The sequence below is a fragment of the Streptomyces sp. NPDC007095 genome (assembly GCF_040634475.1).
Classification (GTDB): Bacteria; Actinomycetota; Actinomycetes; order Streptomycetales; family Streptomycetaceae; genus Streptomyces.
Genome location: NZ_JBEYFS010000058.1, coordinates 31,997 through 56,150, shown reverse-complemented (window position 1 = coordinate 56,150; position 24,154 = coordinate 31,997). Strand labels below are relative to the sequence as shown.

The following is a 24,154-nucleotide window of genomic DNA, read 5'->3' as shown; positions in this document are numbered from 1 at the left end:
CGAGGGCCTGTGCCCGGCACGCCGAGAGCACGCACCTGACGCCGCAGGGCCCGCCCTCCGGGCGGACGACGGGAATTTGACGACAGGACCTAGGCGTCCCGCCTCTTCAGCAGCGCATAGCCCCCGAGGAGCGCCGCGACCACCCACAGCACCATGATCGCGAGGCCGCCCCACGGGCCGTACGGGGTGTCGTCGCCGATCGGGGTCACCACCCGCATGATCTTGCTGCCGGCCTGGTCGGGCAGATAGCGGCCGAGCTTCTTGGTCGCGGACACCGCGCCGAGGATGTTGGAGATCAGGAAGAAGAACGGCATGAGGATGCCGAGCGAGAGCATCGGGCTGCGCAGCATCGTCGCGGCACCCATCGAGAAGACCGCGATCAGCGTCATGTAGAGGCCGCCGCCGATCACCGCGCGCAGCACCCCGGAGTCGCTGATCGACGCGCTGTGCGTGCCGAGCGCCGCCTGTCCGAGGAAGAAGGCGACGAAGCTGGTGATCATGCCGACGACGAGGGCGAGCCCCGTCGCCACCGCGATCTTGCTGAAGAGGAACGTGCCGCGCTGCGGGACCGCGGCCAGCGAGGTGCGGATCATGCCGGTGCTGTACTCGTTGCCGACCACGAGCACCCCGAACACGATCATCGCGAGCTGACCGAGGGTCATCCCCGCGAAGCTGATGAACGTCGGGTCGAAGGAGAGCCGGTCCTTCTCGCCCATCTTGTCGAACTCGTTCTTCGACAGCAGCGAGATCAGGATGCCCAGCGCGATCGTGACCACCGCGGCGAGGCCGAGCGTCCAGACGGTGGACGCGACGGACCGGATCTTGGTCCACTCGGACTTGAGGACCTGGGTCGCCGCCATGCTCAGGTCTCCTTGTTCCAGCCGCCGGCCCACTGCTGGGGCGGGGCGTCGGTGTGCGCGTGGTACTCCACCGACTCCGCGGTCAGCTGCATGAACGCCTCCTCCAGGGAGGCCTGCTGGGGGCTCAGCTCGTGCAGCACGATCTGGTGCTGCGCGGCCAGCTCACCGATCTGCTCCGACTTCGCGCCGTCCACCTCCATCGCCCCGCTGCCGCTCTCGACGACCGTGATCCCCGCCCCGTGCAGGACGTCGAGCAGCCGCTCGCGCTGGGGGGAGCGGATACGGACGTACGACCGCGAGTTCTGTGCGATGAAGTCGGCCATGGAGGTGTCCGCGAGGAGGCGGCCCTGGCCGATGACGACGAGGTGCTCCGCGGTCAGCGCCATCTCGCTCATCAGGTGACTCGACACGAAGACCGTACGGCCCTGGCCGGCCAGCGACTTCATCAGGTTGCGGATCCAGTGGATGCCCTCGGGGTCGAGGCCGTTGACCGGCTCGTCGAACATCAGGATCCGCGGGTCGCCGAGCAGCGCGCCCGCGATGCCGAGCCGTTGGCCCATGCCGAGCGAGAAGCCCTTGGCCTTCTTCCTGGCCACCGAGGTGAGGCCCACGGTGTCCAGGACCTCGTCCACCCGCGCCTTGGGGATGCCGTTGCTCTGGGCGAGACAGAGGAGGTGGTTGAAGGCGCTGCGGCCGCCGTGCATGGCCTTCGCGTCCAACAGGGCGCCGATGTACTTCAGCGGGTCCTTGAGGTGGTCGTAGTGCTGCCCGTCGATGCGCACGTCGCCCGCGGTGGGGCGGTCGAGACCGAGCATCATCCGCATCGTCGTGGACTTGCCCGCGCCGTTCGGACCGAGGAACCCCGTGACGATGCCGGGTCTGACGGTGAAGGTCAGATGGTTGACCGCCACCTTCTCGCCGTACCGCTTGGTCAGCCCCTCTAGCTCGATCATGCGGACACGGTAGGACGCGCTCCGGGGCTGTGCCACTTGGGCGCCGGTGTGTTTGCCGGGTGTTCACCGTCTCCGACCGCCGCGCCATCGTGGCTTGTCGCGCCCACGCGGCGGAGCCGCAGAATGTCACAGCCCCGCGCCCCTTCCGGGGCACGCCGACGGCCCGCGCTCCCGGGGAAGAGAGCGCGGGCCGGAGTGCTGCCGGAAACTGCCCGAACCTACCGGGACTGCTGGGCCGGAACCCCGCGGGAGATCGGCTCGTCCTCGGCCGGCGTGCTCGCGGCGGCCACCGCAGCGCCCGTGAGCGTCGCGAGCATCTCGCGGACGTTCGTGAGCTGAGCGTTGATCGAGTCGCGACGGTTCGTCAGCGCCGCCAGCTCGCGCTCGGATTCCGAGCGGATGCGGTCGGCCTTGGCGTTCGCGTCGGCCACGATGTCCTCGGCCTGGCGCTGAGCCGTCTCCACCGTCTGGCGGGCGCGGCGCTCGGCGTCCGTGCGCAGCTTCTCGGCCTCCAGGCGGAGCTGCTCCGCGCGGTGCTCGATCTCCGCGAGGCGCTTCTCGGCCTTGGCCTGACGCGACGCCAGGTCACGCTCGGACTGCTCGCGGCGCTTGGCGAGGTTCGTCTCGAAGTCGGCGGCGGCCTGCGCGGCCTTGGCACGCGTCTCCTCGAAGAGGGCGTCCGCCTCCTCGCGCTTGGACTGTGCGTCCTTCTGCGCCTCCTGGCGCAGCTGGGAGGCGTCGCTCTTGGCCTTCTCGACGATCCGGACGCCCTCGTCCTCCGCCTTGGACTTGCGGTCTGCAGCGAACGATTCTGCGTCGTTGCGGACCTGCTGGGCGGCCGACTCGGCGAGCTCACGGTGCTGCTCGGACGCGCGACGGGCCTCCTCGCGCAGATCCTTCGCCTCCTCCTCGGCGAGGCGGAGGATCTTCTCGACGCGCGCGCCGAGACCCGCGTACGACGGCTCTGCGTCGCTGACCTGGGCCTGGGCGTTCTGCGTCTCGAGGTGGAGCTCCTCGATGCGCTTTTCGAGAGCAGTGATACGGGCCAGAGCGCTGTCACGGTCGGAGACGAGCTTCGAAATGCGTTCGTCCACCTGAGCGCGGTCGTACCCACGCCGCACAAGCTCGAAGCCGTAGGGGGAAGTGTCGCTCATGGGGTTCCTGTCGAATGAGACCGGTGAGGTGATAGGGGGAATCCTAGGGGCCAAAGCGGTGTGTCATCGAGCGGATACGTGTTTGATCTGGAGAATGAGACTCCTTTTGGGTGGCTAACTGTCAGAGGGCTTGCCAGAACCTGTGGCAAAGGTCCGTACAAAGCACGGAATGGGTGGTTCTGGCTAGCCCTCTGACGACTTGCCACTCGAACGAGTTGCGCCGGCGGCAGCGCCCGCTTTGACCCCACCGTCCTTGCCTGCGGACGGGGCCTCAAATGACTCCAACGCCTCCAGAACGTCCTGGACACGGGAGATCTCGGCGTTGATGTCCTCGCGCCGGCGGATCAGCACCTCCAGCTCGCGCTTGCCCTCCTCGACCGCGGCCCGCGCCTCGCGGATGGCCTCGGCCTTGATCTCCGTCGCCTCCGCGATGAGCGAGCTCTTCTTCTGCTCGGCCTCCTTGAGGAGCCCCTCGGCCTTCTTGACCGCGGCGATACGGACCTTGCTCGCCTCGGAGTTGGCCTCCGAGACCAGGTCCTTCGCCTTCGCCTCGGCCTCGGCGAGCTGGCCCTCGGCGGCCCGCACCAGCGCGTCGCAGCGCTCGCCGGCCGTCTTCATCGCCTCGGCCGACTCGCGCCTGGCCCGCTCGTGCAGCTCCTCGATCTCGGTGGTGATGCGGTCGCGCAGCTCCTCCGCCCGCTCCCTTATGGCGGTCGCGTCCCGGCGCGCGCCGACCAGCAGCTCGTCCGCGTCCGCACGGGACCGCTCCACCAGGGTGTTGCCCTCGACGGTCGCCTCGGAGACCAGCCGCTCGGCCTCGTTGCGTGCCGCGCCCACCATCGTGTCGGCCTGCGACTCGGCGTCCGCCGTGGTCTTCTGCGCGCTCTGCTGCGCCTCGGCGAGCAGCTTGTCCGCCTCGGACGCCGTCTCCGAGATGAGGGTGTCGACCTGCTCGGCCGCCTCGGAGCGCCGCTTGTTGGCCTCCCGGCGTGCCGCGTCCAGCATCCGGTCGGCCTCCTCGCGGGCACCGGACGTGAGCCGCTCGGCCTCCGCCGCCGCCTCGGCCTTGACCCGCTCGGACTCGCTGCGGATCCGCTCGGCGTGCTGCTGCGCGGAACCGACCGTCTCGGCGGCCTCGGCGCGCAGTCGCTCCGCGTCCCCGGTCGCGTCCGAGACCAGCCGCTCGGCCTTGGCCACGGACTCCGCGCGTACGCGCTCGGCCTCGGCGTTCGTCTCGTTCGTCAGCCGCTCCGCCTCGGAGCGCGCCTCGTTGATGAGCGTGTCGACCTGCGTGGCCGCGTCCGAACGGATCCGGTTCGCGTCCTCCCGGGCCTCGGCACGGCTGCGCGAAGCGTCCTGCTCCGCGTTCGCGATGGTGTCGGAGGCCTCGGTGCGCACCCGCTGGGCGTGCTCGGCGGCTTCCGAACGCAGCCGCTCGGACTCGGCGATCGCCTCCGAGACCGTGCGTTCCGCGAGCGACTTGGCGGCGTCCGTCTCTTCGGCCGCCTCGCGCCGGATGCGGCTCGCGTCCTCGGAGGCCCGCTCCCGCTCCGCGTACGCGTCGGCGCGGACCCGGTCCGCCTCCTCCTGCGCCTCGGTCCTGGTCCGGTCGGCCGCGTGCTCGGCGGCGCTGCGCAGGCCGGTGATCTCCTCCTGCGCCTGCTCGTGCAGCCCCGCCACGGCGTCGCGTACCTGCTGCGCGGTCTGTTCGGCGCTGGAGACCATCTCGGTCGCGCGCCGGTCGGCCTCCTCGACCAGCCGTACGGCCTCGGCCTGGGCCTCGTCGACACGGTTGCGCGCGGAGGCGAGGAGTTCCTCGCTCTGCTCGCGGGCCCGCTCGCGCTCCTGGTCGGCCTCCTGGCGCGCGGAACCGAGGAGCTCCTCGGCCTCGCGGCGGCGCCGGGCGGCCTCCTCCTGGGCGGCGGCCAGCGTCTCCGCGCCCTCGGTGGCCAGCCGCTCGGCCGCGGCCTGGGCCTCCGTCCGTACCCGGTCGGCGCTGTCCTGGGCCTCCGACTTCAGCCGCTCGGCCTCCGCCGCGGCCTCCGAACGCAGTCGTACGGCGATGTTCTCGCCCTCGGCGCGCGACGCGGAGGCGTCCGCGGCGGCCTCGTTGCGCAGCCGCTCCGCCTCCGCCTCGGCCTGCGCCTGGAGCGTACGGATCCGCTCGGCGGCCTCCGAACGCAGCCGTTCGCTCTCCTCGGCGGCCTCGCGGCGGATCCGCTCGGCGTCCGCCCGTGCGTCGCTCAGCGCCTGCTCGGCCGAGGCGAGCCGCTGCTCGGCCTCGGTGTGCAGCCGGGTCAGCTCCTCGGCGGCCTCCGTCCGGCGGGCCGCTATGGCGCGCTCGGCCTCCTCGCGCAGCGCCTCGGCGGCCCGCTCGGCCTCCGCCTTGATCGTGTCGGAGAGCTCGACGGCCTCCTCGCGGTTGCGCTCGGCCTCCTTGCGCGTGCGCTCCAGGGTCTCCTCGGCCTGGCGGCGCAGCGTCGTGGCGCGCTCGATGGCCTCGGTGCGCACCCGCTCGCTGTCGCTGGTGGCCGTGTTCCGCAGCTCGTCCGCGTCCGCCTTGGCCTTCGCGAGCAGCTCTTCGGCGGTCTTGGCCGCCTCCTCGATCTGCTGGACGGCCTCGCGCCGGGCCTCGGAGCGGATCCGCTCGCCCTCGGCATTGGCGTCGGAGCGCAGCTGCTCGGCCTCGCCGCGCAGCCGGCGCGCCTCCTCCTGCAGCTCGACCGTCTTGGCGCGGTACTCCTTGGTGTCGTCCTTCGCCGTGCCCTTGAGCTGCTCGGCGATGTCGTGCGCCTCGGCACGCAGCCGGTCCGCCTCGGACTCCGCCTCGGTGCGGATCCGCTCGGCCTCCTCGGCCGCCGCCTTCCTGGTCGCCTTGGCGTCCTCGGACGCCTTGTTCAGGACGTCCTCGGCGGTACGGGCCGCCTTGGAGAGCTGGGAGGCGGTCTCCTCGGCGGTGAGGCTGCGCGCGGTCTCCTCGGCCTCCGCGACGATCTTCTCGGCCTTGGTCTTGGCGTCCGCGACGGCCTGCTCGGCGTCGGACTTGGTGGTCTCGGCCTCCTTGGTGGCCTCGCTGACCAGCCGGGCGACCTGTTCCTTCGCCGTCCGCGTGCGCTGCTCGTTCGCCGACTCGGCGCTCGCCAGGGCCTTGGCCGCGGCCTCCTTCGCCTCGGTGACGACCTTGTCCGCCTCGGTCCGCGCCTCGCGCAGCGCCGACTCGGCCTCCATCATGCGCTGCTCGGCGGCCCGGCTCAGCTCGGTGGCCTGGCGGCGGGCGCTGTCCGACTCGTTCGCCGTGGTGCTGCGCAGCTGCTCGGCGTGGTCGGTGGCCTCCTGGGCCTGCGTCGACGCGGCGTTCAGCAGCCGCTCGGCGTCCGTGCGGGCCCGGCGCAGCAGCGCCTCCGCCTCCGCACGGGCCGACTCGGCGTCGTTCGTCAGCCGCTGGCGGGCCTCGGCGGCGATCCGCTCGGCCTCCGCGCGGGCGGCGCTCAGCGCCTGGTCCGCCTCCGCGCGCGACTCCTCCAGGAGCCGGCGGGCCTGCTGCTCGCTGCGGGCGCGCAGCTGCTCGGCCCACGCCACGTTCTCGTTGACGTGCGACTCGACGGTCTGACGGCGCTCGGCCAGCTCCTGATCGAGCTGCTGGCGGCGCGCGACCGCCTCCTGGTGCAGCTCGGCCTGCAGCCGGGCGGCCTGCTCGGCGTGCTCCTGGAGGATGCGCTGCGTCTGCGCCCGGGCCTGGCTCATCTCGCGCTCGGCGTCGGCGCGCAGCTGATCGGCCTGGATCTGGGCATTACGGAGCAATTGCTCGGCCTGATAGCCGAGGTCGCCACCGCTCTCGTAGGCAGGCCGGGTCGCCAGACTGCGGCGCGCCTCGTGCAGCTTGGCGCGCAGCACCTCGACCTGATAGCCGAGGTCCTCGGCGTGCTGGACGGCCTTCTCCCGCTCGGTCTTCAGCCGTTCCATCTCGGCCTCGAACCGAGAGAGGTGGTCGACGTCAGCCGCCGGCTCTCGCTCCTGGCGTTCGTAGCCCCGCACTGCGCGGTCCCATCCGTCCCCTGGTCGCAAGTCTCTCCAAACGAACCCCGTCCATCCGCCGAACGGGGCCCCCGGGGAATGGTGTCAGATCAACAGCGGAGCACGGGCTGTCGCCCCGACGCTCGTCCCCCGAAACCTGGACCCCGGCCCTTGACCACGCCGTCCTCAGGACGGCATGACCTCAGGGCCCGTCGCCGGACAGGCCCTGGGCCGCCCCGAAATGGCAGCGGCCGCCCCCAACCCTACCGGCCCAGATATACGGAGGTCAGTGCTCAGGTGACTCAACAGCCGCCGAAGTGACCAGTTCTGTCAGGACACCATGGCAATCCTTCGGGTGAAGGAACGTGATTCGTGACCCCATGGAGCCGCGTCGGGGCTCGTCGTAGAGGACGCGTACGCCTTTGTCCCGGATATCGGCGGCATCGGCGTCGACGTCCGCCGTACCGAACGCGATGTGATGGACACCTTCGCCGTTCTTCGCCAGCCACTTCCCGACGGCCGAGTCCTCGCGGGTCGGCTCCAGGAGCTGCAGGTAGGAGGCGCCGCCGTCGGACGTCTCATTGATCTTGAGCATGGCCTCGCGTACGCCCTGCTCCTCGTTGATCTCGGAGTGGAAGACCTCGAAGCCGTACGTCGCCCGGTAGAACTCGACAGTCGCGTCGAGATCGAAGCAGGCGATACCGATGTGGTCGATTCGCGTCAGCATGGAGTCAGTGCAGCGCTCATACGGCGGTTACGCAACGTGCGCGCGATCACACTGACTGCCGGATGACGGGTGGCCTACCGCTCAGTACATTCAAGTAAACCCTCGTTCACTCCTCGGCTGTGCAGCCGGTAAGGGGATCGCACCTCATGTCTGGAACGAACAGCAGTACCTCGGTGATCGTCGCGGGCGCTCGTACGCCCATGGGACGGTTGCTGGGCTCGCTGAAGTCCTTCTCCGGGGCCGACCTCGGAGGCTTCGCGATCAAGGCCGCCCTCGACCGTGCGGGGATCGGCGGCGACCAGGTGCAGTACGTGATCATGGGTCAGGTGCTGCAGGCCGGGGCGGGACAGATCCCCGCACGCCAGGCCGCGGTCAAGGCGGGCATCCCGATGAGCGTCCCGGCGCTCACGATCAACAAGGTGTGTCTGTCCGGTCTCGACGCCATCGCGCTCGCGGACCAGCTGATCCGCGCGGGTGAATTCGACATCGTGGTCGCGGGCGGCCAGGAGTCCATGACGAACGCGCCCCACCTGCTCCCCAAGTCCCGCGAGGGCTTCAAGTACGGCGCGATCGAGATGCTCGACGCGATGGCGTACGACGGTCTCACCGACGCCTTCGAGAACATCGCCATGGGCGAGTCGACGGAGAAGCACAACACACGCCTGGGCATCGCCCGCCCGGAGCAGGACGAGATCGCGGCCCTCTCGCACCAGCGTGCGGCCACCGCCCAGAAGAACGGCATCTTCGAGGCGGAGATCACGCCCGTGGAGATTCCGCAGCGCAAGGGCGAGGCCGTCGTCTTCAGCAAGGACGAGGGCATCCGCGCCGAGACCACGGTGGAGTCGCTGGCCAAGCTGCGCCCCGCCTTCACCCGGGACGGCACGATCACGGCGGGCACCTCCTCGCAGATCTCCGACGGCGCCGCGGCCGTGGTCGTGATGAGCAAGACCAAGGCGCAGGAACTCGGCCTCCAGTGGATCGCCGAGATCGGCGCGCACGGGAACGTCGCCGGTCCGGACAACTCCCTCCAGTCCCAGCCCTCGAACGCGATCCTGCACGCCCTGAAGAAGGAGGGCCTCGACGTCTCCGACCTCGACCTCATCGAGATCAACGAGGCGTTCGCCGCGGTCGCCGTGCAGTCAATGAAGGACCTCGGCGTATCCACGGAAAAGGTGAACGTCAACGGTGGTGCCATCGCCCTCGGTCACCCGATCGGGATGTCCGGCGCCCGCCTCGTGCTGCACCTGGCCCTGGAGCTCAAGCGGCGCGGCGGCGGGGTCGGCGCGGCGGCGCTGTGCGGTGGCGGTGGGCAGGGTGACGCGCTGATCGTGCGGGTACCCAAGGCCTGAAGCCGTTGTCTCTTTCCGTACGACCCTGGTGCGTACGACTCTGAACGACCTCGGTGCGTACGACTCTGAACGGATCTGAACGGAGCTGTGATGCAGGACGTCTCCTCGCTGGTGGCCCAGGCCAGGGAAGGCAGGCCGCGGGCCGTGGCCCGGCTGATCTCCCTGGTGGAGGGGGCGTCCCCGCAGTTGCGCGAGGTCATGGCGGCGCTGGCCCCGCTGACCGGCAACGCGTACGTCGTCGGGCTCACCGGCTCTCCGGGCGTGGGCAAGTCGACCTCGACCTCGGCGCTGGTGACGGCGTACCGGCGGCAGGGCAAGCGGGTCGGTGTCCTCGCCGTCGACCCGTCCTCGCCGTTCTCCGGAGGCGCCCTGCTCGGCGACCGTGTCCGTATGTCCGAGCACGCCTCCGACCCCGGCGTCTACATCCGCTCGATGGCCACGCGAGGCCACCTGGGCGGTCTCGCCTGGGCGGCCCCCCAGGCCATCCGCGTCCTCGACGCGGCGGGCTGCGACGTGATCCTGGTGGAGACGGTCGGTGTGGGCCAGTCGGAGGTGGAGATCGCCTCCCAGGCGGACACCTCGGTGGTCCTGCTCGCCCCCGGCATGGGCGACGGCATCCAGGCGGCGAAGGCCGGAATCCTGGAGATCGGCGACGTGTACGTGGTGAACAAGGCCGACCGGGACGGTGCCGACGCGACCGCGCGCGAGCTGAACCACATGCTCGGGCTGGGCGAGTCCCGGGGGCCCGGCGACTGGCGGCCGCCGATCGTCAAGACGGTCGCGGCGCGGGGCGAGGGCATCGACGAGGTCGTCGAGGCCCTGGAGAAGCACCACGCCTGGATGGAGGAGCACGGCGTACTGACCGAGCGGCGCCTCGCCCGGGCCTCCCAGGAGGTCGAGACGATCGCCGTCACGGCGCTGCGTCAGCGCATCGGCGACCTCCATGGTGATCGCCGCCTCAGCGCGCTCGCGGAGCGGATCGTGGCGGGGGAGCTGGATCCCTACCGGGCGGCGGACTCGTTGGTCGAGGGCCTGACAGAGGCCTGAGACAGGGGTTTCCTCGCCCCCGCCGCCCCTACCCGACCCATCCCGTTCCCGGGGGCTCCGCCCCCGGACCCCGGGTGTGTTCTTCGCCTGCGGGCGGGTGGGGGCTGGTCGCGCAGTTCCCCGCGCCCCCAAAAGCCGCCACCTGGCCCGGGTCTTCAGCCCGTCCGGCGTGTGAGGACGAGGCTGGGGGCCGATGCCCCACCCAAACCCCGGTCAGCCCGCGTCTTCAGCCCGTCCGGCGTTCGAGGACGAGGCCGTTCAGGCCGAAGCGGGGGTCCAGAGGGCGCAGTGCCCCGGGGGATGGGACGGGTAAGGGTGGCGGGGGCGAGACACACATGGTGTCAACTTCCCGTGCCTGCTGTTACGTTGAGGCGCATGTTCCTCCTCTTGGCATAGGGCCCGCCCAGGCCCGCGACGCACACCGGTGGGTGTGTCGTCGCGGCACTCAGGCGACCCTTTCCGCCTCGTTGTTGAGGAACCCGAACATGTCTGCGCCCGCGCCGCGGCCCTCGTACGCCGCGTTCTTCCGCATCCCCCACACCCGCCGCACCTTCACCGCCGCCCTCGTCGGCAGACTCTCGTACGGCATGGTCTCGCTGGCCATGATGCTCAGCGTGACCGAGGCCACCGGCTCGTACGCCGCCGCCGGCACGGTCATGGCGCTGTTCGGCGCGACGAGCGTGCTCCTGTCGCCCGCGAGGGCGGCCCTGATCGACCGTCACGGCCCCCGCCGCGCCCTCATCCCGATGGCCTCGCTCTACGCCACCCTGCTGGCGGCCTTCGCGACAGCGGCCTGGCGGCCCGGAACACCGGCACCCGCACTCGGCGCCCTCGCCGTCACCGCGGGCGTCTGCACGCCGCCCCTCGGCCCCACGGTGCGCGCCCTGTGGGGCGAGGTCATCGAGGACAAGCGGGTCCTGCAGCGGGCGTACAGCCTGGACGGCATCGCCGAGGAGATCCTCTTCGTCTCGGGCCCGCTGCTGGTGGGCGCGGTCGTCCGGTTCGCACCCCCGGCCGCCGCGCTTGCTCTCTGCGCCCTGCTGGTGTGGACCGGAACCCTCGCCTTCGTCCTGTCGCCGGCCGTGGCGGGCGTACGTCCGGCCGTCACGAAGCCCGTCGCACGCTCACGGCACCGTTTCAGCGACGGGCGCGCGCTCCTGCAGCCCGTCGTCGTCGCGGCGGGCGTCGGCCTGTCCGTGGGAGCCGTCGAACTTCTGGTGATGGCCTTCGCCGCACAGAGCCATCACGGGAACGACGTGGTGGCCTGGGTGCTCGCCGCACTGTCACTGGGCAGCGCCCTGGGCGGCGTCCTGAACGGCGCCGTCGACTGGCGTACGCCCGCGCGGGTGCGGCTGCCGCTGCTGGTGGGCGGCCTGGGCCTCGCCCTGGCGGCCGCGGGCCTCTCTCCAGGCCTCGGCACCCTGACTGTCGCCATGGCCTGCGCCGGTTTCTTCGTCGCCCCGGCCCTCACGACGTCGTACCTGATCGCCGACGAGGCGGCCCCGCCCGGCCGCCGTACCCAGGCCGGAGCCTGGGTCAACACAGCGGTGAACGCCGGAAGCTCGGGCGGAACCGCGGGAGCGGGCCTCTTGGTGGGCCACCTGCCCCTGGGCCTCTGCTTCGCGATCGCGGGAGCCGTGGCGGTCGCAGTGGGCGTGCTCTCGGTGCAGGGTGCTCGTGCGGCGAGAGCGCCGCACGAAGCCCCCAGGGGTACGCCCGAGCCGACCCGCGCCCCATAGGGGCGCGGGGAACGGCGCGACCAGCCACGGACAACCAGCAGCGACAGACAACCCGCGGCCACGGTCGGCCCGCACTCACCGAGCCGCTACGGCTTACCTCGCTGCCCTCGCAGATGCTCCGCGATCGGTCGCAGCGACTTGTGCAGCTCCTCCAGGGCCTCCGGGGACAACAGGTCCATGAAGTGCCTGCGCACGGACGCCACGTGGTGCGGGGCGACCTTCTTCATCGTCTCCATGCCGTGCTCGGTGAGGACGGCGAACAGTCCTCGGCGGTCGGACTCGCAGTTCTCGCGCCGGACCAGGTCCCCGTTCTCCATACGGGTGATCTGGTGCGAGAGCCGGCTCTTGGACTGGAGGGTGGCGGCCGCGAGGTCGCTCATCCGCATCCGGAAGCCCTCCGACTCGGAGAGGTTCACCAGGATCTCGTAGTCGTTCATCGTCAGCCCGAACGGCTGCAGATCCCTTTCGAGCTGGTACGTCAACAGCCTGTTGACCTCCAGGTGGGTACGCCAGGCGCACTGCTCCGCATCGGTCAGCCAGCGCGTGGCCGTCTCGGTCTCCATAAGTGAAGTCTACCTAAAATGTTGAAAGGCGAACTAGTGAGGGTGGTGTGACTACGCGCACGCGTTCGACGTCACACTCCGCAGACTACCGCTCACAGACCGAAGCGACGCTGGAGGTCTCCGAGCTGTCCGGGAAGACGCGGTGTGCCGGCTTGCTGACCGTGCTGTCCCTGGTGACCGGGTACCCCGCCGCCGCCGGGTACGCCCGGCTCATGCGGAACGGCCCCCGTGGCCTGCTCGGCCATGAGGACCTCCGTGGACTGCAGCAGGACCGTGCCGGCCCCTACGAACTCGAACTGGTGCTCCTCTCCAGAGGCCCCGCCGAGGCCTGTCAGTGCACGTAGACCGCCCATGAGGCCTGTCATGTACCCGTGGTCATAGTGATGGCACGGGGACGGGCAGTCGGCCCAGCCGACAAGCGCTTGCGGATCCACCCGGATGGGAGGCTCCATGAACACCACCGGACCGTTAGAGGCCGCTACGAACTTGCCGGTTCCGATCAGCGTCAGAAAGCCCGGCACGATCGATTGCTTGAGCGCGAGACTTGGCTGAAAAGCGAGCAGGTTGCCGGAGCGAATGGTCAGGTTGCCCTCGTCCAAGTCGTACGAATTCACGTCGAAGGCCCGGTCGGCGAGGAGCATCTTGCCCGAGCCCTCCGCCACCACCCAGTCGCTCGCGTGCAGAGGCGAATGGAAGGAAGTGCGCACGAGACGGTCCAGCCGGCCGTGCCCGATGCCGTTGAAGTCCATCGACCCGTAGTAGGCGATCATCTTGCCCTTCTGCAGGAACCACTGGCTCCCCTTGAGCTCCACGCAGAAGGTGTACTTGTTGACGTTGTCGTCGACCGGCAGGGTCATCGGGTCGTAGATCACCGGACCGCCCGGGGTCCCGTACGCGCTCACAGCTTCTCCTCCGAGGCCTGGACGTACACCGCACCACTGCCGCTCAGCTCCAGCTGGAACGCCTCGCCCGAGCCGCGGCCCACCATGTCGCGCCAGCCGAGCGCCGTGGACAGCTTGTTGCGTACGTCACCGTGGTGCGCCACGTACGCCTGTGGGTCCACATGGATGGGGCGCTGGGGGGAGATGGGGACCTCGATCACGCCCCCGTGGGCCATCACGGCCACCGCGCCGTGCCCCTTGAGGGTGGTCGTGAAGAGCCCCTGGCCCGTCACCTGGCCGCGGACCATGCCCATGACCCCGCCCTGCGAGCCGAGGAACATCGTGCCCTGCTGGAGGGTGCCGTCGAAGGCAAGCAGCCGGTCCGCCTCGACGTACAGGGTGTCGCCCGAGAGGTTGATCACCTGGATGTGATGGCCGCCGTGCCCGAAGAAGACCGTGCCGCTGCCCTCGACGGTCATCAACGGGGTGGCCTCATTGGCGACCCGGCGGCCGATCATCGACATGATCCCGCCCTGGCCGCCCTGGACGTTGGGCGTGAAGGAGACCTCGCCCTTGTAGGCGAGCATCGCGCCGCGCTGACTGAACAGGCGCTGGCCGGGCAGGACCGTCGCCTCGATCATCTTGGAGTTCACTTCGCGGAACGGCATGTCACAGGTCCCCCGCGATCGTGTTGCGCTCACTGGGCTGCACGTAGACCAGCCCGTCGCCCTCGAAACGGATCTGGAAGGCCTCGCCGCCGCCCTCGCCCATGAACGTGCGGAATGTCACGCCGGCCTGGAAGGACTGCCGGACATTGCCCTGGTGCGCGATGTACGCCCCCGGGTCGACCGTCAGCGGGTACTGGGAGCTGACACGCAGCACCACCGCCGGGCCGTCGGACGTGATCGCCGCCTGGCCGTGGCCCTCGACGGTGGTCGTGAACAGTCCGTTGCCCTGGGAGGCGCCTCTGAGGCCTGTGAAGGACGTGCCCGTCCGCAGGCCCGCGTCGGTCGCGAGCAGGTTGCTCGACTCGACGTACAACTTGTCCCCCTGGAGGTTCACCAGGTTGATCTCGCAGGCCCGGTCCGCGAACCAGCAGGTCCCTTGCCCCTTCACCTCCATCACCGTCATCTGCTCACCGGTGATGCGCCGGGTCACCATCCCGCGGATCCCCTCCCCACCGCCGCTCAGCTTCTTGAACGCCATCTGACCGTCGTACGCGACCATCGAGCCGTTCTTCGCCTTCACGGCGTCCCCGGTCATGTCGACGGCCAGCACCTTGCTGCCTTGAAGTCGGAACATCGCCACGTGGTGAAGGTAGCGGCAGGGTGGGAACGCGGACAGGGTCCACGGGTTGATCTCACCGTTCCTGAGGACTGAGCGGGAGTGAGTCCTGTTGCCAGAACCCATGCTCAGCCGTGTGCTCCGAACGGTGTTGGGCACACTGGTCCCCCGCGTTCGCTCCGCGTCCGGGCGGCACGGATCGTGTCGCATTCGACACGCGAACATCGATTCTCTCCAGGTGTGTGGCGCGACACCGTGCACGGGCACTTGCTCCTGCTCGCTGGAACACGCTCAGGCGCGCACTCCAGCGGTAGCGGCTCAAGACCCCTGAGCGGACCCTTAGGGGCCAAGCGGACATCCCCGCCCCGGACCCCGGGGCGGGGGTGTCCCGGCTCGGGTGCCACAATGGTGGACGCTTGTGCTTGCGTTCACAAAGCGGCTCCCCGCCGAAAGCGAATCTCCCACCGAAGGTGACCCGTGGACATAAAGACCGCCACCGCCCTCCGCCGGCTCCGCCTGGTCTCGGCCCCCGAGGCCGTCTCCTTCCTGCTGCTGCTCCTGTGCTCGGTGCTGAAGCGGACCACGGACTTCAACGGGGTGCCCGTCATGGGTTCCATCCACGGGATCCTCTTCATCCTGTACGTGGTCTTCTGGGCGGACGCCTGGAGCCGCACCAAGTGGAGCAAGAAGACGGCGGCCCTCTACTTCGTCCTCTCCGTGCTGCCCACCGGCGGTTTCTTCGCCGAGCGCAAGCTCCGGCGCGAGACCGAGGACGCGGTCATCGCCTCCCGCGCCCGCCGCGAGGGAGTCGTGGAGTCCTCATGATCGTCGCCTTCTCCGTGACGCCCCTGGGCGTCGGCGAGGACGTGGGGGAGTACGTCGCCGACGCCGTCCGGGTCGTCCGTGAATCGGGGCTGCCGAACCGCACCGATGCCATGTTCACCTCCATCGAGGGGGAGTGGGACGAGGTGATGGACGTGGTCAAGCGCGCCGTCGCCGCCGTCGAGGCACGGGCGCCGCGCGTCTCCGTCGTCCTGAAGGCGGACATCCGCCCCGGTGTGACGGACGGTCTGACCTCCAAGGTGGAGACCGTGGAGCGGCACCTGTCCGCGTAGGCCTTCGGCGAGAAGACCCGAAACCCCGGTCCTGTGGGCCGGGGTTTCTCGCGCCCGACTGTTTGAGCGATCGCTCAAACCCCGGTAATCTCAGGCGCGGTTGATTGAGCGATCGCTCAAAAGGGGTCACTGATCTGGGGGTTCGGTAAATGGGGCTCTACGTGGAGACACATGTACGAGGCGATCTCGACGACCTGTGGGCACGGACGCAGGACCCCGCGCAGCACCAGCGCTGGGACCTGAGGTTCACCTCCATCGACCACCTCCCGCGCATCGAGGGCGAGCCGCAGCGCTTCCGGTACGCCACCCGGGTGCTGCCCTTCCTGACGGTCGCCGGAACCGGCGTCTCGGCCGGGGAGAAGGAGCGCCCCGACGGCACCCGCACCTCCGCCCTGCGCTTCGCCTCCCCGCACCCGCTCTCCCTCCTCGCCGAGGGCAGCGGCTACTGGCGCTACGTCCCCGACGCCGACGGCGTCCGCTTCCTCACCGGGTACGACTACCGCCCGCGCTGGGGCCGCTTCGGGGCGGTGGCCGACCGGCTCCTCTTCCGCCCCCTCATCGGCTGGGCCACGGCCTGGTCCTTCGACCGGCTGCGGATCTGGCTGGAGCGGGGCATCACGCCGGAGAGGGCGCTGCGCCACTGGCTCGGCGAGTGCGCCGTGCGCGGTTTCGTCCTGCTGGCCGCCTGCTCGGGCACGGTGTACGGCGCGCTCGTGGACGCGGCGGGCCCGCTGGCGCCGCTCGCCCTCTACTCGACCCCCGTACTGGCCGTCGTCGCCGCCCTCCTGGCCCTCTTCGCGCCTCCGCTGTCCGGTACCCCGGCCGCCCGCCGCTGCCAGCGCACCCCGATCGCGCGGGTCCGCGCCCCGCGCGTCCTCGCCACCCTGGAGCAGCGGTGACACTCTCCATCTTCCGCACCGCGATGGGCGCAGACTTCGACCGTCTCCACCCCGAGTTGCGGCGGCGCTTCTCCGTGGGCCTGGCCGGCGGCGAGGTGTGCACCGGCCACGGCGTCATGGACCGCGTCTGGCACGGGAGGGGCTTCGTGAAGCCGTTCCTCGTCCTCGGCGGCACCCGCAACATCCTCGTCCCGCGTGCGGGCCGGAACGTCCCCTTCATGATCGAGAATGTGCCCTACGCCGACACCTTCGGCCGTGAGACGGTGAGCTTCGTGCGCACCTTCGACCTGCCCGGCCGCTCCCGCCGCTTCGACGCCCAGATGGTGCTGAGCCCCGAGGGCGACCGCGTCCTGGACTACCTCGGCACGCATCAGCACCTCGCCAGCGACCTGCACTTCCGTGCCGAGCCCGACGGTTCCCTGCTGATCCGCTCCGGTGAACACCGCTTCCGGGAGGGCCCGGTGGACGTCCGCGTCCCCGAACTCATCGGCGCCGACGCCGAGGTACGCGAGTCCTTCGACGACTCCACGGGCCGCTTCCACATCCAAGTCCGGGTCGTGAACCGGCACTTCGGTCCGCTCTTCGGCTACGAGGGCAGCTTCCGGGCGACGTACACCGACGTCCGTACCCGCGGGGTCCGGCCCGGGCTGCGGCCCGTCCGCGAGGAGGCGCGCGCGTGAGCGAGGCGACCCGGGCGAAACTGCTGGAGGGCGCCCTGCGGACGCTCACCGAGCAGGGGATCGCGAAGACCTCGGCCCGTACGATCGCGGCGACCGCCGGGGTCAACCAGGCACTCGTCTTCTACCACTTCGGGTCCGTGGACGAGTTGCTGTCGGCCGCGGTCCGGTACGGGGCGGAGCAGCGGGTCGCGAACTACCGGGAACGGCTCGCCGAGGTCGGGTCGCTGACGGAACTCCTCGCGTTCGGGCGGGAGATGCACGAGGTGGAGCGGGCCGAGGGGCATGTCGCCGTCCTGGGGCAGCTCCTCGCCGGGGCGCAGACGGACGCGCGTCTGGCGCCCGCGACCTCGGCGGGGCTGGACCTGTGGATCACCGAGATCGAGCGGGTCCTGGTCCGGGTCCTCGCGCCGACCCCCCTCGGCGAGTTCGCCGATCCCGCCGGGCTGGCGCGTGCCGTCGCCGCGTCCTTCGTCGGCATCGAGCTGTACGAGGGGGTCGACCCCGAGGGTTCCCGGGCCGCCCTCGACGCCCTGGAACAACTGGCCGTCCTGGTCACCGCCCTCGACACCCTCGGCCCGGTCGCCCAACGAGCCATCCGCCACCACCTGCGCCGCCACACCCCCCACAACTGACCGACGCTTTCTTCAGCCCCGCCCCCTGGCGCCCCTCCGGTCCGAACGGCTTCGCCTCGGGCGTCGGAGGGCTATCGCTCCGGAGCCGATGTGAGTGCCGTCCCCAGGGGGGTGCGCTCGTACAGGACCTGGTGGCCGTAGCGGCGTGAGGTGAGGAGGCCTCCGGCGCGCAGGACCGTGAGATGGGCGGACACGGACGACGGAGCGAGGCGGAGGCGGTGGGCGAGGGCTGTTGTGGTGGTGGGCTCGTCCAGGGCCGTGAGGACGGTGGCCCTGCCCCGTCCGAGGAGTCGCACGAGGGCGTCGGGAGTGTGGTCCGTCGGTTCGGCCCACAGGCCGCCGATGCCGCGGGCGGGGTAGGCGAGCGTGGGCTGCCAGGGGGGATCGAAGGAACTGACCACCTCCGGCCAGATGAAGACGCTGGGCACCAGAATCAGGCCCTGGCCCGCGAGGTCCCGCTCGTGCCGGCCCTTCCACTCGATGGTCAGCGTGTGGGAGCGCCAGCCGAACCGACGGTCTATCTCCGGCAGCAGCCCGCCCAGACCGACCTCCGCGAGCCGCCGCGAGTGGAACGCGATGTCCGCCTCCAGCAGGGCGCGCAGCCGCGGCCAGTCCGGCTCGACGAGCGCGTGCCAGGCCGTCTCCATCAGGTCGGCCAGCTCCTGGACCATGCGCGCCGGGTCCTTCAACAGCGCCCGGCCTCGGGACGATTCGAGGGCGCCTGGAGTGTCCGCGAGCGACCTCGCGGCCTCCTCGCGGGCCCCCTCGGGGTCGGCCGCGCGGACCGCGGCGATCTCCTCCTCGAAGGTGGCCGCCGGACCGATCGGGGGCGGGCAGAGCCAGTCGGGGCAGTAGCCGCGCTGCGGCATCAGCAGCCACAGCGGTGCGAGGTCGAGTCCGGCGGCGGCCGCGCGGATACGGCGCAGCCAGTGCGCGTGGTAGCCGTGCCGCGCGGGACGGTTGAGCGTGCGGACCGCCTCCTGCGTCTCCCACAGGGGCGACACCGCGAATCGGCAGTTGAGGAGGTCGTCCTCCCCGAAGTGCAGAAGAGAAGGCAAGGAACGGCACCCCCTGGGGATTCGGCCTGAGGATTCGGCCTGAAGATCTGACCTGAAGATTCGGCTGAAGCCGAAACTCTACGGCCCGGGCCGACGGATGAGCACGCTGTTGCCCATGCCGGAAGCCGAGATGAAGGGCGCGACGACGCTGCCCGAGCCACCCGACGCCCCGTCGAGCACCTCACCGAACGTGCCCGGAGCCACGGGCTACGGCCGTGTCTTCGCCGTGAGAGAGTTCCGCGCCGTCTTCGCCGCCCACGCGTGCTCGCTGCTCGGGCTCGTGGTCAGCGAGCTCGCCCTGTCCGTCCTGGTCTACGACCTGACCGGCTCGCCCCTGATGAGCGCCCTGACGTTCGCGCTCGGCTTCCTCCCGTACCTCGTCGGCGGCACCCTCCTCGCCGGCGCCGCGGACCGCTTCCCGGCCCGCCGGGTCCTCGTGGTGTGCGACCTCGCGTGCGCGGGCTGCGTGGCCGTCATGGTGGTGCCGGGCGCGCCCATCGCCGTACTGCTGGCCATGCGCTGCGCGCTCGCCGTCGTCTCACCGCTCTTCCAGGGGGCGCGGACGGCGACGCTGACCGATGTCCTCGGCGACGGCGACCTGTTCGTACTGGGCCGCTCCCTGCTGCGGATCGTCTCGCAGGGCGCGCTGCTCGCCGGGTTCGGGCTCGGCGGCGTGCTGCTCACCGTCGTGTCACCGCGCGGCGCGCTGCTCATCACGGTGTGCACCTTTCTGACCTCCGCCACGCTGCTGCGCTTCGGTACCCGGCGACGGCCCGCGCGGGCCCGTGACGGTGGCGCGCTGGTGCGGGACTCGCTGCACGGAACCCGCCGGATCCTCGCCGACCGGCGCGTACGGGCCCTGCTCCTGCTGTTCTGGGTGCCGCCGATGTTCGCCGTCGCGCCGGAGGCGCTGGCCGCGCCCTACGCCGACGGGCTCGGCGCCGGATCGGCCGGGCTCGGCCTGCTGATGTGCGCCCTGCCGGTCGGCACGATCGCGGGGGAGCTGTACGCGGGTTCGAGGCTGCGGCCCGCGACCCGCACCCGGCTCGCCCTCCCGCTCGTCTGCGTCACCCTGCTGCCGTACGTCGGCTACGTCCTGCGGCCGGACCTCGGCTGGTCGCTGGTCCTGCTGCTGCTCGCGGGCACCGGATCCGCGTACTCGCTCGGCCTGGACCAGTGGTTCGTGCGGGCCGTGCCCGAGGAGCTGCGAGGGCGGGCGATGACCCTGAACACCGCCGGGCTGATGACCGTCCAGGGGGTGGGGATGGCGTTGTCGGGGGTGGCGGCGGAGTTCGCCGGAGTGCGGGCGACGGTCGCGGGCGCGGGGCTGCTCGGCACCCTCTGCTGCGTACTGCTGGCGGTGGAGGCGCGGCGTACGGAAGGGGCCGCGACCCCCGCCGCAGAGGGCTCGGGGACCGAAAGGCGAGACAGTGCTGACCAGCATATGACCGGCGGGTAAGGTCTTATGCCGTGCCGAAGCCGCTCAGTCTTGCCTTCGATCCCATCGCTCGCGCCGACGAACTCTGGAAGCAGCGCTGGGGATCCGTGCCGTCCATGGCCGCGATCACCTCGATCATGCGCGCGCACCAGATCCTGCTCGCCGAGGTCGACGCGGTCGTCAAGCCGTACGGACTCACCTTCGCGCGCTACGAGGCACTGGTCCTGCTCACCTTCTCCAAGGCCGGCGAGCTCCCGATGTCCAAGATCGGCGAGCGCCTCATGGTGCACCCGACCTCCGTCACGAACACCGTGGACCGGCTGGTGAAGTCCGGGCTCGTCGACAAGCGGCCCAACCCCAACGACGGGCGCGGCACGCTCGCCTCCATCACCGAGAAGGGCCGTGAGGTCTGCGACGCGGCGACCCGCGACCTGATGGCGATGGACTTCGGGCTCGGGGCCTACGACTCCGAGGAGTGCGCGGAGATCTTCGCGATGCTGCGGCCCCTGCGCATCGCCGCGAGCGACTTCGACGAGGAATAGACGAGGAACAGAGAAAAGAGGCGCGCCGGAGCGGGGGTGCTCGTAGATCGCGCAAATGGGGTCGTTACGCTCATCCCCATGAAGAAGAGCGTGCTGACCCGCTACCGCGTGATGGCCTACGTCACCGGTGTGCTGCTGGTCCTGCTGACCCTCGGTGTGATCGCCAAGTATGTGTTCCACATGAACGGTGCCGTGGACTTCACGCGCGTCGTCGCCATCGCGCACGGCTGGCTCTACGTCGTCTACCTGGTCTTTGCCTTCGACCTGGGTTCCAAGGCGAAGTGGCCGGTCGGCAAGCAGCTGTGGGTGCTGCTCGCGGGGACCATTCCGACGGCCGCGTTCTTCGTGGAGCGGAAGATCACCCAGGAGCTGGAGTCGAAGGTCGCGGAGGACTCTCCGGCGGTCGTCAAGGCGTAACGCTTACCGCCACGGGAGTGGTCCGTGGCGGTTTGCCATCGACATTTAGTAGGACGTCCTAGTAAATTCGAAGCATGGACGCTGACGCCATCGAAGAGGGCCGCCGCCGCTGGCAGGCCCGGTACGACACCTCGCGCAAGCGTGAGGCCGACTTCACCACGCTCTCCGGCGATCCGGTGGAGCCGGTGTACGGGCCGCGGCCGGGGGACAGGTACGACGGCTTCGAGCGGATCGGCTGGCCCGGCGAGTACCCCTTCACCCGCGGGCTGTACCCGACCGGCTACCGAGGGCGTACGTGGACGATCCGCCAGTTCGCCGGGTTCGGGAACGCGGAGCAGACGAACGAGCGCTACAAGATGATCCTCGCCGCGGGCGGCGGCGGACTGTCGGTCGCCTTCGACATGCCGACGCTCATGGGGCGCGATTCCGACGATCCGCGCTCCCTCGGCGAGGTCGGGCACTGCGGGGTCGCGATCGACTCCGCGGCCGACATGGAGGTCCTGTTCAAGGACATCCCGCTGGGTGACGTCACGACATCGATGACGATCAGCGGACCGGCCGTACCCGTCTTCTGCATGTACCTGGTCGCGGCGGAACGGCAGGGCATCGACCCGTCCGTCCTGAACGGCACTCTCCAGACCGACATCTTCAAGGAGTACATCGCCCAGAAGGAGTGGCTCTTCCAGCCCGAGCCGCACCTGCGCCTCATCGGCGACCTGATGGAGCACTGCGCCGCGAAGATCCCCGCCTACAAGCCGCTGTCCGTCTCCGGTTACCACATCCGGGAGGCCGGTTCCACGGCCGCGCAGGAGCTGGCGTACACGCTCGCGGACGGGTTCGGCTACGTCGAACTGGGGCTCTCGCGCGGCCTGGACGTGGACGTCTTCGCCCCCGGCCTCTCCTTCTTCTTCGACGCGCACCTCGACTTCTTCGAGGAGATCGCCAAGTTCCGGGCGGCGCGGCGGATCTGGGCGCGGTGGATGCGGGACGTGTACGGCGCGAAGTCGGAGAAGGCGCAGTGGCTGCGCTTCCACACCCAGACCGCGGGTGTCTCGCTGACGGCGCAGCAGCCGTACAACAACGTCGTCCGTACGGCGGTGGAGGCGCTCGCGGCGGTTCTCGGCGGCACGAACTCCCTCCACACCAACGCGCTGGACGAGACGCTCGCGCTGCCGTCCGAGCAGGCCGCGGAGATCGCCCTGCGGACGCAGCAGGTGCTGATGGAGGAGACCGGCGTCGCCAACGTCGCCGACCCACTGGGCGGTTCCTGGTACGTCGAGCAGCTCACCGACCGGATCGAGGCCGACGCGGAGAAGATCTTCGAGCAGATCAAGGAGCGGGGGCTGCGGGCGCATCCCGACGGGCAGCACCCGATCGGTCCCATCACCTCCGGCATCCTTCGGGGCATCGAGGACGGCTGGTTCACCGGGGAGATCGCCGAGTCGGCGTTCCAGTACCAGCGGTCGTTGGAGAAAGGTGACAAGCGCGTGGTGGGCGTGAACGTCCATCACGGGTCCGTGACCGGGGATCTGGAGATCCTGCGGGTCAGTCACGAAGTGGAGCGGGAGCAGGTAAGGGAGTTGGGAGTGCGGCGGGACGGGCGCGACGACGCGCGCGTACGGGCCGCGCTGGACGCGATGCTTGCCGCCGCGCGGGACGGGTCGAACATGATCGTGCCCATGCTGGATGCGGTGCGGGCCGAGGCCACGCTCGGCGAGATCTGCGACGTGCTCCGGGACGAGTGGGGCGTGTACACGGAGCCGGCAGGCTTCTGACTCCCCGGGGCTCCGCCCCGGACGCCCCGGCCGGGCGGAGTCCTTTGTCCGCGGGTGCGTGGGGGCCTGTCGCGCAGTTCCCCGCGCCCCTGAAAGCCTCGGCCCGTCCGGCGTTTGACGGCGAGGAGAGTCGGGTCAGGTGGTGGGTGTCGTGCCGGTCAGGCCCAGGAGAAGCATTTGGGTGAACGCGCGGACCCACTCCTCGTCCGCCGGCTCCGCGCTGACGAGAGTGCGATGCACCACCGCCCCGGCGACCACGTCGAAGATGAGGTCCGCCGTACGCGCGGCGACCTCGGGGTCGGACTCCGCAGGGAGCTCGCCGCGCGCGGTGGCGCGGGCCCGCCCCTCCACGACGAGCCGCTTCTGGCGGTCGACGATGGACGTGCGGATGCGTTCGCGCAGCGGCTCGTCACGGGTTGACTCGGCCACCACCGCCATCAGGGCCGTCGCGGTCTCGGGACGGTTCAGGAGTGCCGCGAACTGAAGCACCACGCCCTCGATGTCGGCGGCGAGGCTCCCGCGGTCGGGGAGTTCCAGTTCGTCGAAGAGGACGGCCACCGCGTCGACCACGAGCTCGTTCTTGCCCGCCCAGCGACGGTAGAGGGTCGTCTTGGCGACCCCGGCCCGCGTCGCCACGTCCCCCAACGTCAGTTTGGACCAGCCCAGTTCGACCAGAGCCGCCCGCGTCGCCTTCAGGATCGCGGCGTCCGCGGCAGCGCTGCGCGGGCGTCCCGTGCGGGGGGTGGTGGTGCGACTCTGCATGTCAGGACCCTATCCGCCGCCCCGGGCGGCCAAATCAGGCGGTTGTGTGAAGTCGTGAGGGAGATCACCGGGGTATGGCGGACAGGGGAGCCGCCGGACAGTTACGCTACGAGCCGTAGCGAAAGCTCGTACACGGTGACTCGTGGACGGGTGGCAACCACTGGCGCCGGGTGGGGACCCGGTGCCCGACAGCACGGATCGAGTCGGGTCGCGTCGTAAAGCGGCCCGGCTTTCACAGCGCTTTTCACACGTGCGCGAGGAAGGG

At 70.5% G+C, this 24,154-nt stretch carries 23 protein-coding genes and 1 pseudogene; 12 read left to right on the top strand and 12 right to left on the bottom strand.

Going from position 1 to position 24,154, the window contains the following annotated elements; translation table 11 throughout:
• Window positions 1-89: 89 nt before the first annotated feature.
• The 5 genes from ABZ656_RS21260 to mce all read right to left on the bottom strand — a co-directional run bounded on the left by ABZ656_RS21260 (window position 90) and on the right by mce (window position 7,708).
• On the bottom strand, window positions 90-860 hold the full coding sequence (locus ABZ656_RS21260) for an ABC transporter permease (RefSeq protein ID WP_360269778.1): 771 nt from the start codon (window positions 858-860) through the stop codon (window positions 90-92).
• A 2-nt stretch (window positions 861-862) separates the two neighbouring features.
• A complete protein-coding gene (locus tag ABZ656_RS21255) occupies window positions 863-1,813 on the bottom strand; it encodes an ABC transporter ATP-binding protein (protein WP_101403752.1) in 951 nt (316 codons plus the stop codon).
• Window positions 1,814-2,031: 218 nt separating this feature from the next.
• A complete protein-coding gene (locus ABZ656_RS21250; protein ID WP_075028943.1) occupies window positions 2,032-2,967 on the bottom strand; it encodes a cellulose-binding protein in 936 nt (311 codons plus the stop codon).
• 183 nt (window positions 2,968-3,150) lie between these two features.
• The gene (gene scy, locus ABZ656_RS21245; protein WP_360269776.1) at window positions 3,151-7,002 is read right to left on the bottom strand and encodes a polarized growth protein Scy; all 3,852 of its coding nucleotides are present in this window, start codon (window positions 7,000-7,002) and stop codon (window positions 3,151-3,153) included.
• Window positions 7,003-7,267: 265 nt separating this feature from the next.
• Entirely contained in the window at window positions 7,268-7,708 is a 441-nt protein-coding gene (mce, locus tag ABZ656_RS21240; protein WP_101400707.1) for a methylmalonyl-CoA epimerase, read from the bottom strand.
• 146 nt (window positions 7,709-7,854) lie between these two features.
• Here mce and ABZ656_RS21235 point away from each other — a divergent pair, with 146 nt between their 5' ends.
• The 3 genes from ABZ656_RS21235 to ABZ656_RS21225 all read left to right on the top strand — a co-directional run bounded on the left by ABZ656_RS21235 (window position 7,855) and on the right by ABZ656_RS21225 (window position 11,843).
• Window positions 7,855-9,057: an acetyl-CoA C-acetyltransferase gene (locus tag ABZ656_RS21235; RefSeq protein ID WP_075028945.1), complete on the top strand. Its 1,203-nt coding sequence runs from the start codon at window positions 7,855-7,857 to the stop codon at window positions 9,055-9,057.
• Between the two features lie 90 nt (window positions 9,058-9,147).
• A complete protein-coding gene (gene meaB / locus ABZ656_RS21230; protein ID WP_101400708.1) occupies window positions 9,148-10,104 on the top strand; it encodes a methylmalonyl Co-A mutase-associated GTPase MeaB in 957 nt (318 codons plus the stop codon).
• Window positions 10,105-10,589: 485 nt separating this feature from the next.
• Window positions 10,590-11,843: an MFS transporter gene (locus ABZ656_RS21225; protein ID WP_360269773.1), complete on the top strand. Its 1,254-nt coding sequence runs from the start codon at window positions 10,590-10,592 to the stop codon at window positions 11,841-11,843.
• 86 nt (window positions 11,844-11,929) lie between these two features.
• Here the strand turns inward: ABZ656_RS21225 and ABZ656_RS21220 are convergent, their stop codons facing one another.
• From ABZ656_RS21220 to ABZ656_RS21200, 5 genes and pseudogenes are all read right to left on the bottom strand, one after another.
• Window positions 11,930-12,406 (bottom strand): MarR family transcriptional regulator, encoded by a 477-nt coding sequence (locus ABZ656_RS21220; protein ID WP_101400709.1) that lies wholly within the window; start codon window positions 12,404-12,406, stop codon window positions 11,930-11,932.
• Window positions 12,407-12,498: 92 nt separating this feature from the next.
• A complete protein-coding gene (locus tag ABZ656_RS21215) occupies window positions 12,499-13,308 on the bottom strand; it encodes an AIM24 family protein (RefSeq protein WP_060900268.1) in 810 nt (269 codons plus the stop codon).
• Window positions 13,305-13,955, bottom strand: coding sequence for an AIM24 family protein (locus ABZ656_RS21210; RefSeq protein ID WP_054233194.1), 651 nt, complete (start codon window positions 13,953-13,955; stop codon window positions 13,305-13,307). Before ABZ656_RS21210 ends, ABZ656_RS21215 begins: the two co-directional genes overlap by 4 nt.
• Before the next feature lies 1 nt (window position 13,956).
• Window positions 13,957-14,589, bottom strand: coding sequence for an AIM24 family protein (locus ABZ656_RS21205; protein WP_075028948.1), 633 nt, complete (start codon window positions 14,587-14,589; stop codon window positions 13,957-13,959).
• Between the two features lie 58 nt (window positions 14,590-14,647).
• Window positions 14,648-14,776: pseudogene (locus tag ABZ656_RS21200) on the bottom strand (transposase); the annotation flags it as partial.
• Window positions 14,777-15,048: 272 nt separating this feature from the next.
• Here ABZ656_RS21200 and ABZ656_RS21195 point away from each other — a divergent pair.
• From ABZ656_RS21195 to ABZ656_RS21175, 5 genes are all read left to right on the top strand, one after another.
• A complete protein-coding gene (locus tag ABZ656_RS21195) occupies window positions 15,049-15,396 on the top strand; it encodes a DUF3817 domain-containing protein (RefSeq protein WP_101400710.1) in 348 nt (115 codons plus the stop codon).
• Window positions 15,393-15,686, top strand: coding sequence for an MTH1187 family thiamine-binding protein (locus tag ABZ656_RS21190; protein ID WP_014176340.1), 294 nt, complete (start codon window positions 15,393-15,395; stop codon window positions 15,684-15,686). Before ABZ656_RS21195 ends, ABZ656_RS21190 begins: the two co-directional genes overlap by 4 nt.
• A gap of 149 nt (window positions 15,687-15,835) precedes the next feature.
• Window positions 15,836-16,585 carry a hypothetical protein gene (locus ABZ656_RS21185; RefSeq protein ID WP_101400711.1) on the top strand — a complete coding sequence of 250 codons (750 nt, stop codon included), beginning with the start codon at window positions 15,836-15,838 and terminating at the stop codon, window positions 16,583-16,585.
• A 23-nt stretch (window positions 16,586-16,608) separates the two neighbouring features.
• Complete coding sequence (locus tag ABZ656_RS21180) at window positions 16,609-17,265, top strand: DUF4166 domain-containing protein (protein WP_101403753.1); 657 nt, start codon at window positions 16,609-16,611, stop codon at window positions 17,263-17,265.
• Window positions 17,262-17,897 (top strand): TetR/AcrR family transcriptional regulator, encoded by a 636-nt coding sequence (locus ABZ656_RS21175; RefSeq protein WP_101400712.1) that lies wholly within the window; start codon window positions 17,262-17,264, stop codon window positions 17,895-17,897. Before ABZ656_RS21180 ends, ABZ656_RS21175 begins: the two co-directional genes overlap by 4 nt.
• Window positions 17,898-17,968: 71 nt before the next feature.
• Here the strand turns inward: ABZ656_RS21175 and ABZ656_RS21170 are convergent, their stop codons facing one another.
• Entirely contained in the window at window positions 17,969-18,955 is a 987-nt protein-coding gene (locus ABZ656_RS21170) for a winged helix-turn-helix domain-containing protein (protein WP_101400713.1), read from the bottom strand.
• A gap of 115 nt (window positions 18,956-19,070) precedes the next feature.
• Here ABZ656_RS21170 and ABZ656_RS21165 point away from each other — a divergent pair, with 115 nt between their 5' ends.
• The 4 genes from ABZ656_RS21165 to ABZ656_RS21150 all read left to right on the top strand — a co-directional run bounded on the left by ABZ656_RS21165 (window position 19,071) and on the right by ABZ656_RS21150 (window position 23,127).
• Window positions 19,071-20,414, top strand: coding sequence for an MFS transporter (locus ABZ656_RS21165; RefSeq protein WP_360269770.1), 1,344 nt, complete (start codon window positions 19,071-19,073; stop codon window positions 20,412-20,414).
• An 11-nt stretch (window positions 20,415-20,425) separates the two neighbouring features.
• Complete coding sequence (locus ABZ656_RS21160) at window positions 20,426-20,935, top strand: MarR family transcriptional regulator (protein ID WP_095852549.1); 510 nt, start codon at window positions 20,426-20,428, stop codon at window positions 20,933-20,935.
• 78 nt (window positions 20,936-21,013) lie between these two features.
• On the top strand, window positions 21,014-21,352 hold the full coding sequence (locus ABZ656_RS21155) for a DUF3817 domain-containing protein (protein WP_075028953.1): 339 nt from the start codon (window positions 21,014-21,016) through the stop codon (window positions 21,350-21,352).
• Window positions 21,353-21,426: 74 nt separating this feature from the next.
• Window positions 21,427-23,127, top strand: coding sequence for a methylmalonyl-CoA mutase family protein (locus tag ABZ656_RS21150; RefSeq protein ID WP_101400714.1), 1,701 nt, complete (start codon window positions 21,427-21,429; stop codon window positions 23,125-23,127).
• Window positions 23,128-23,262: 135 nt separating this feature from the next.
• On the opposite strand, the gene ABZ656_RS21145 is transcribed toward ABZ656_RS21150, so the two are convergent.
• Window positions 23,263-23,889: a TetR/AcrR family transcriptional regulator gene (locus ABZ656_RS21145; RefSeq protein ID WP_101400715.1), complete on the bottom strand. Its 627-nt coding sequence runs from the start codon at window positions 23,887-23,889 to the stop codon at window positions 23,263-23,265.
• Window positions 23,890-24,154 lie beyond the last annotated feature (265 nt).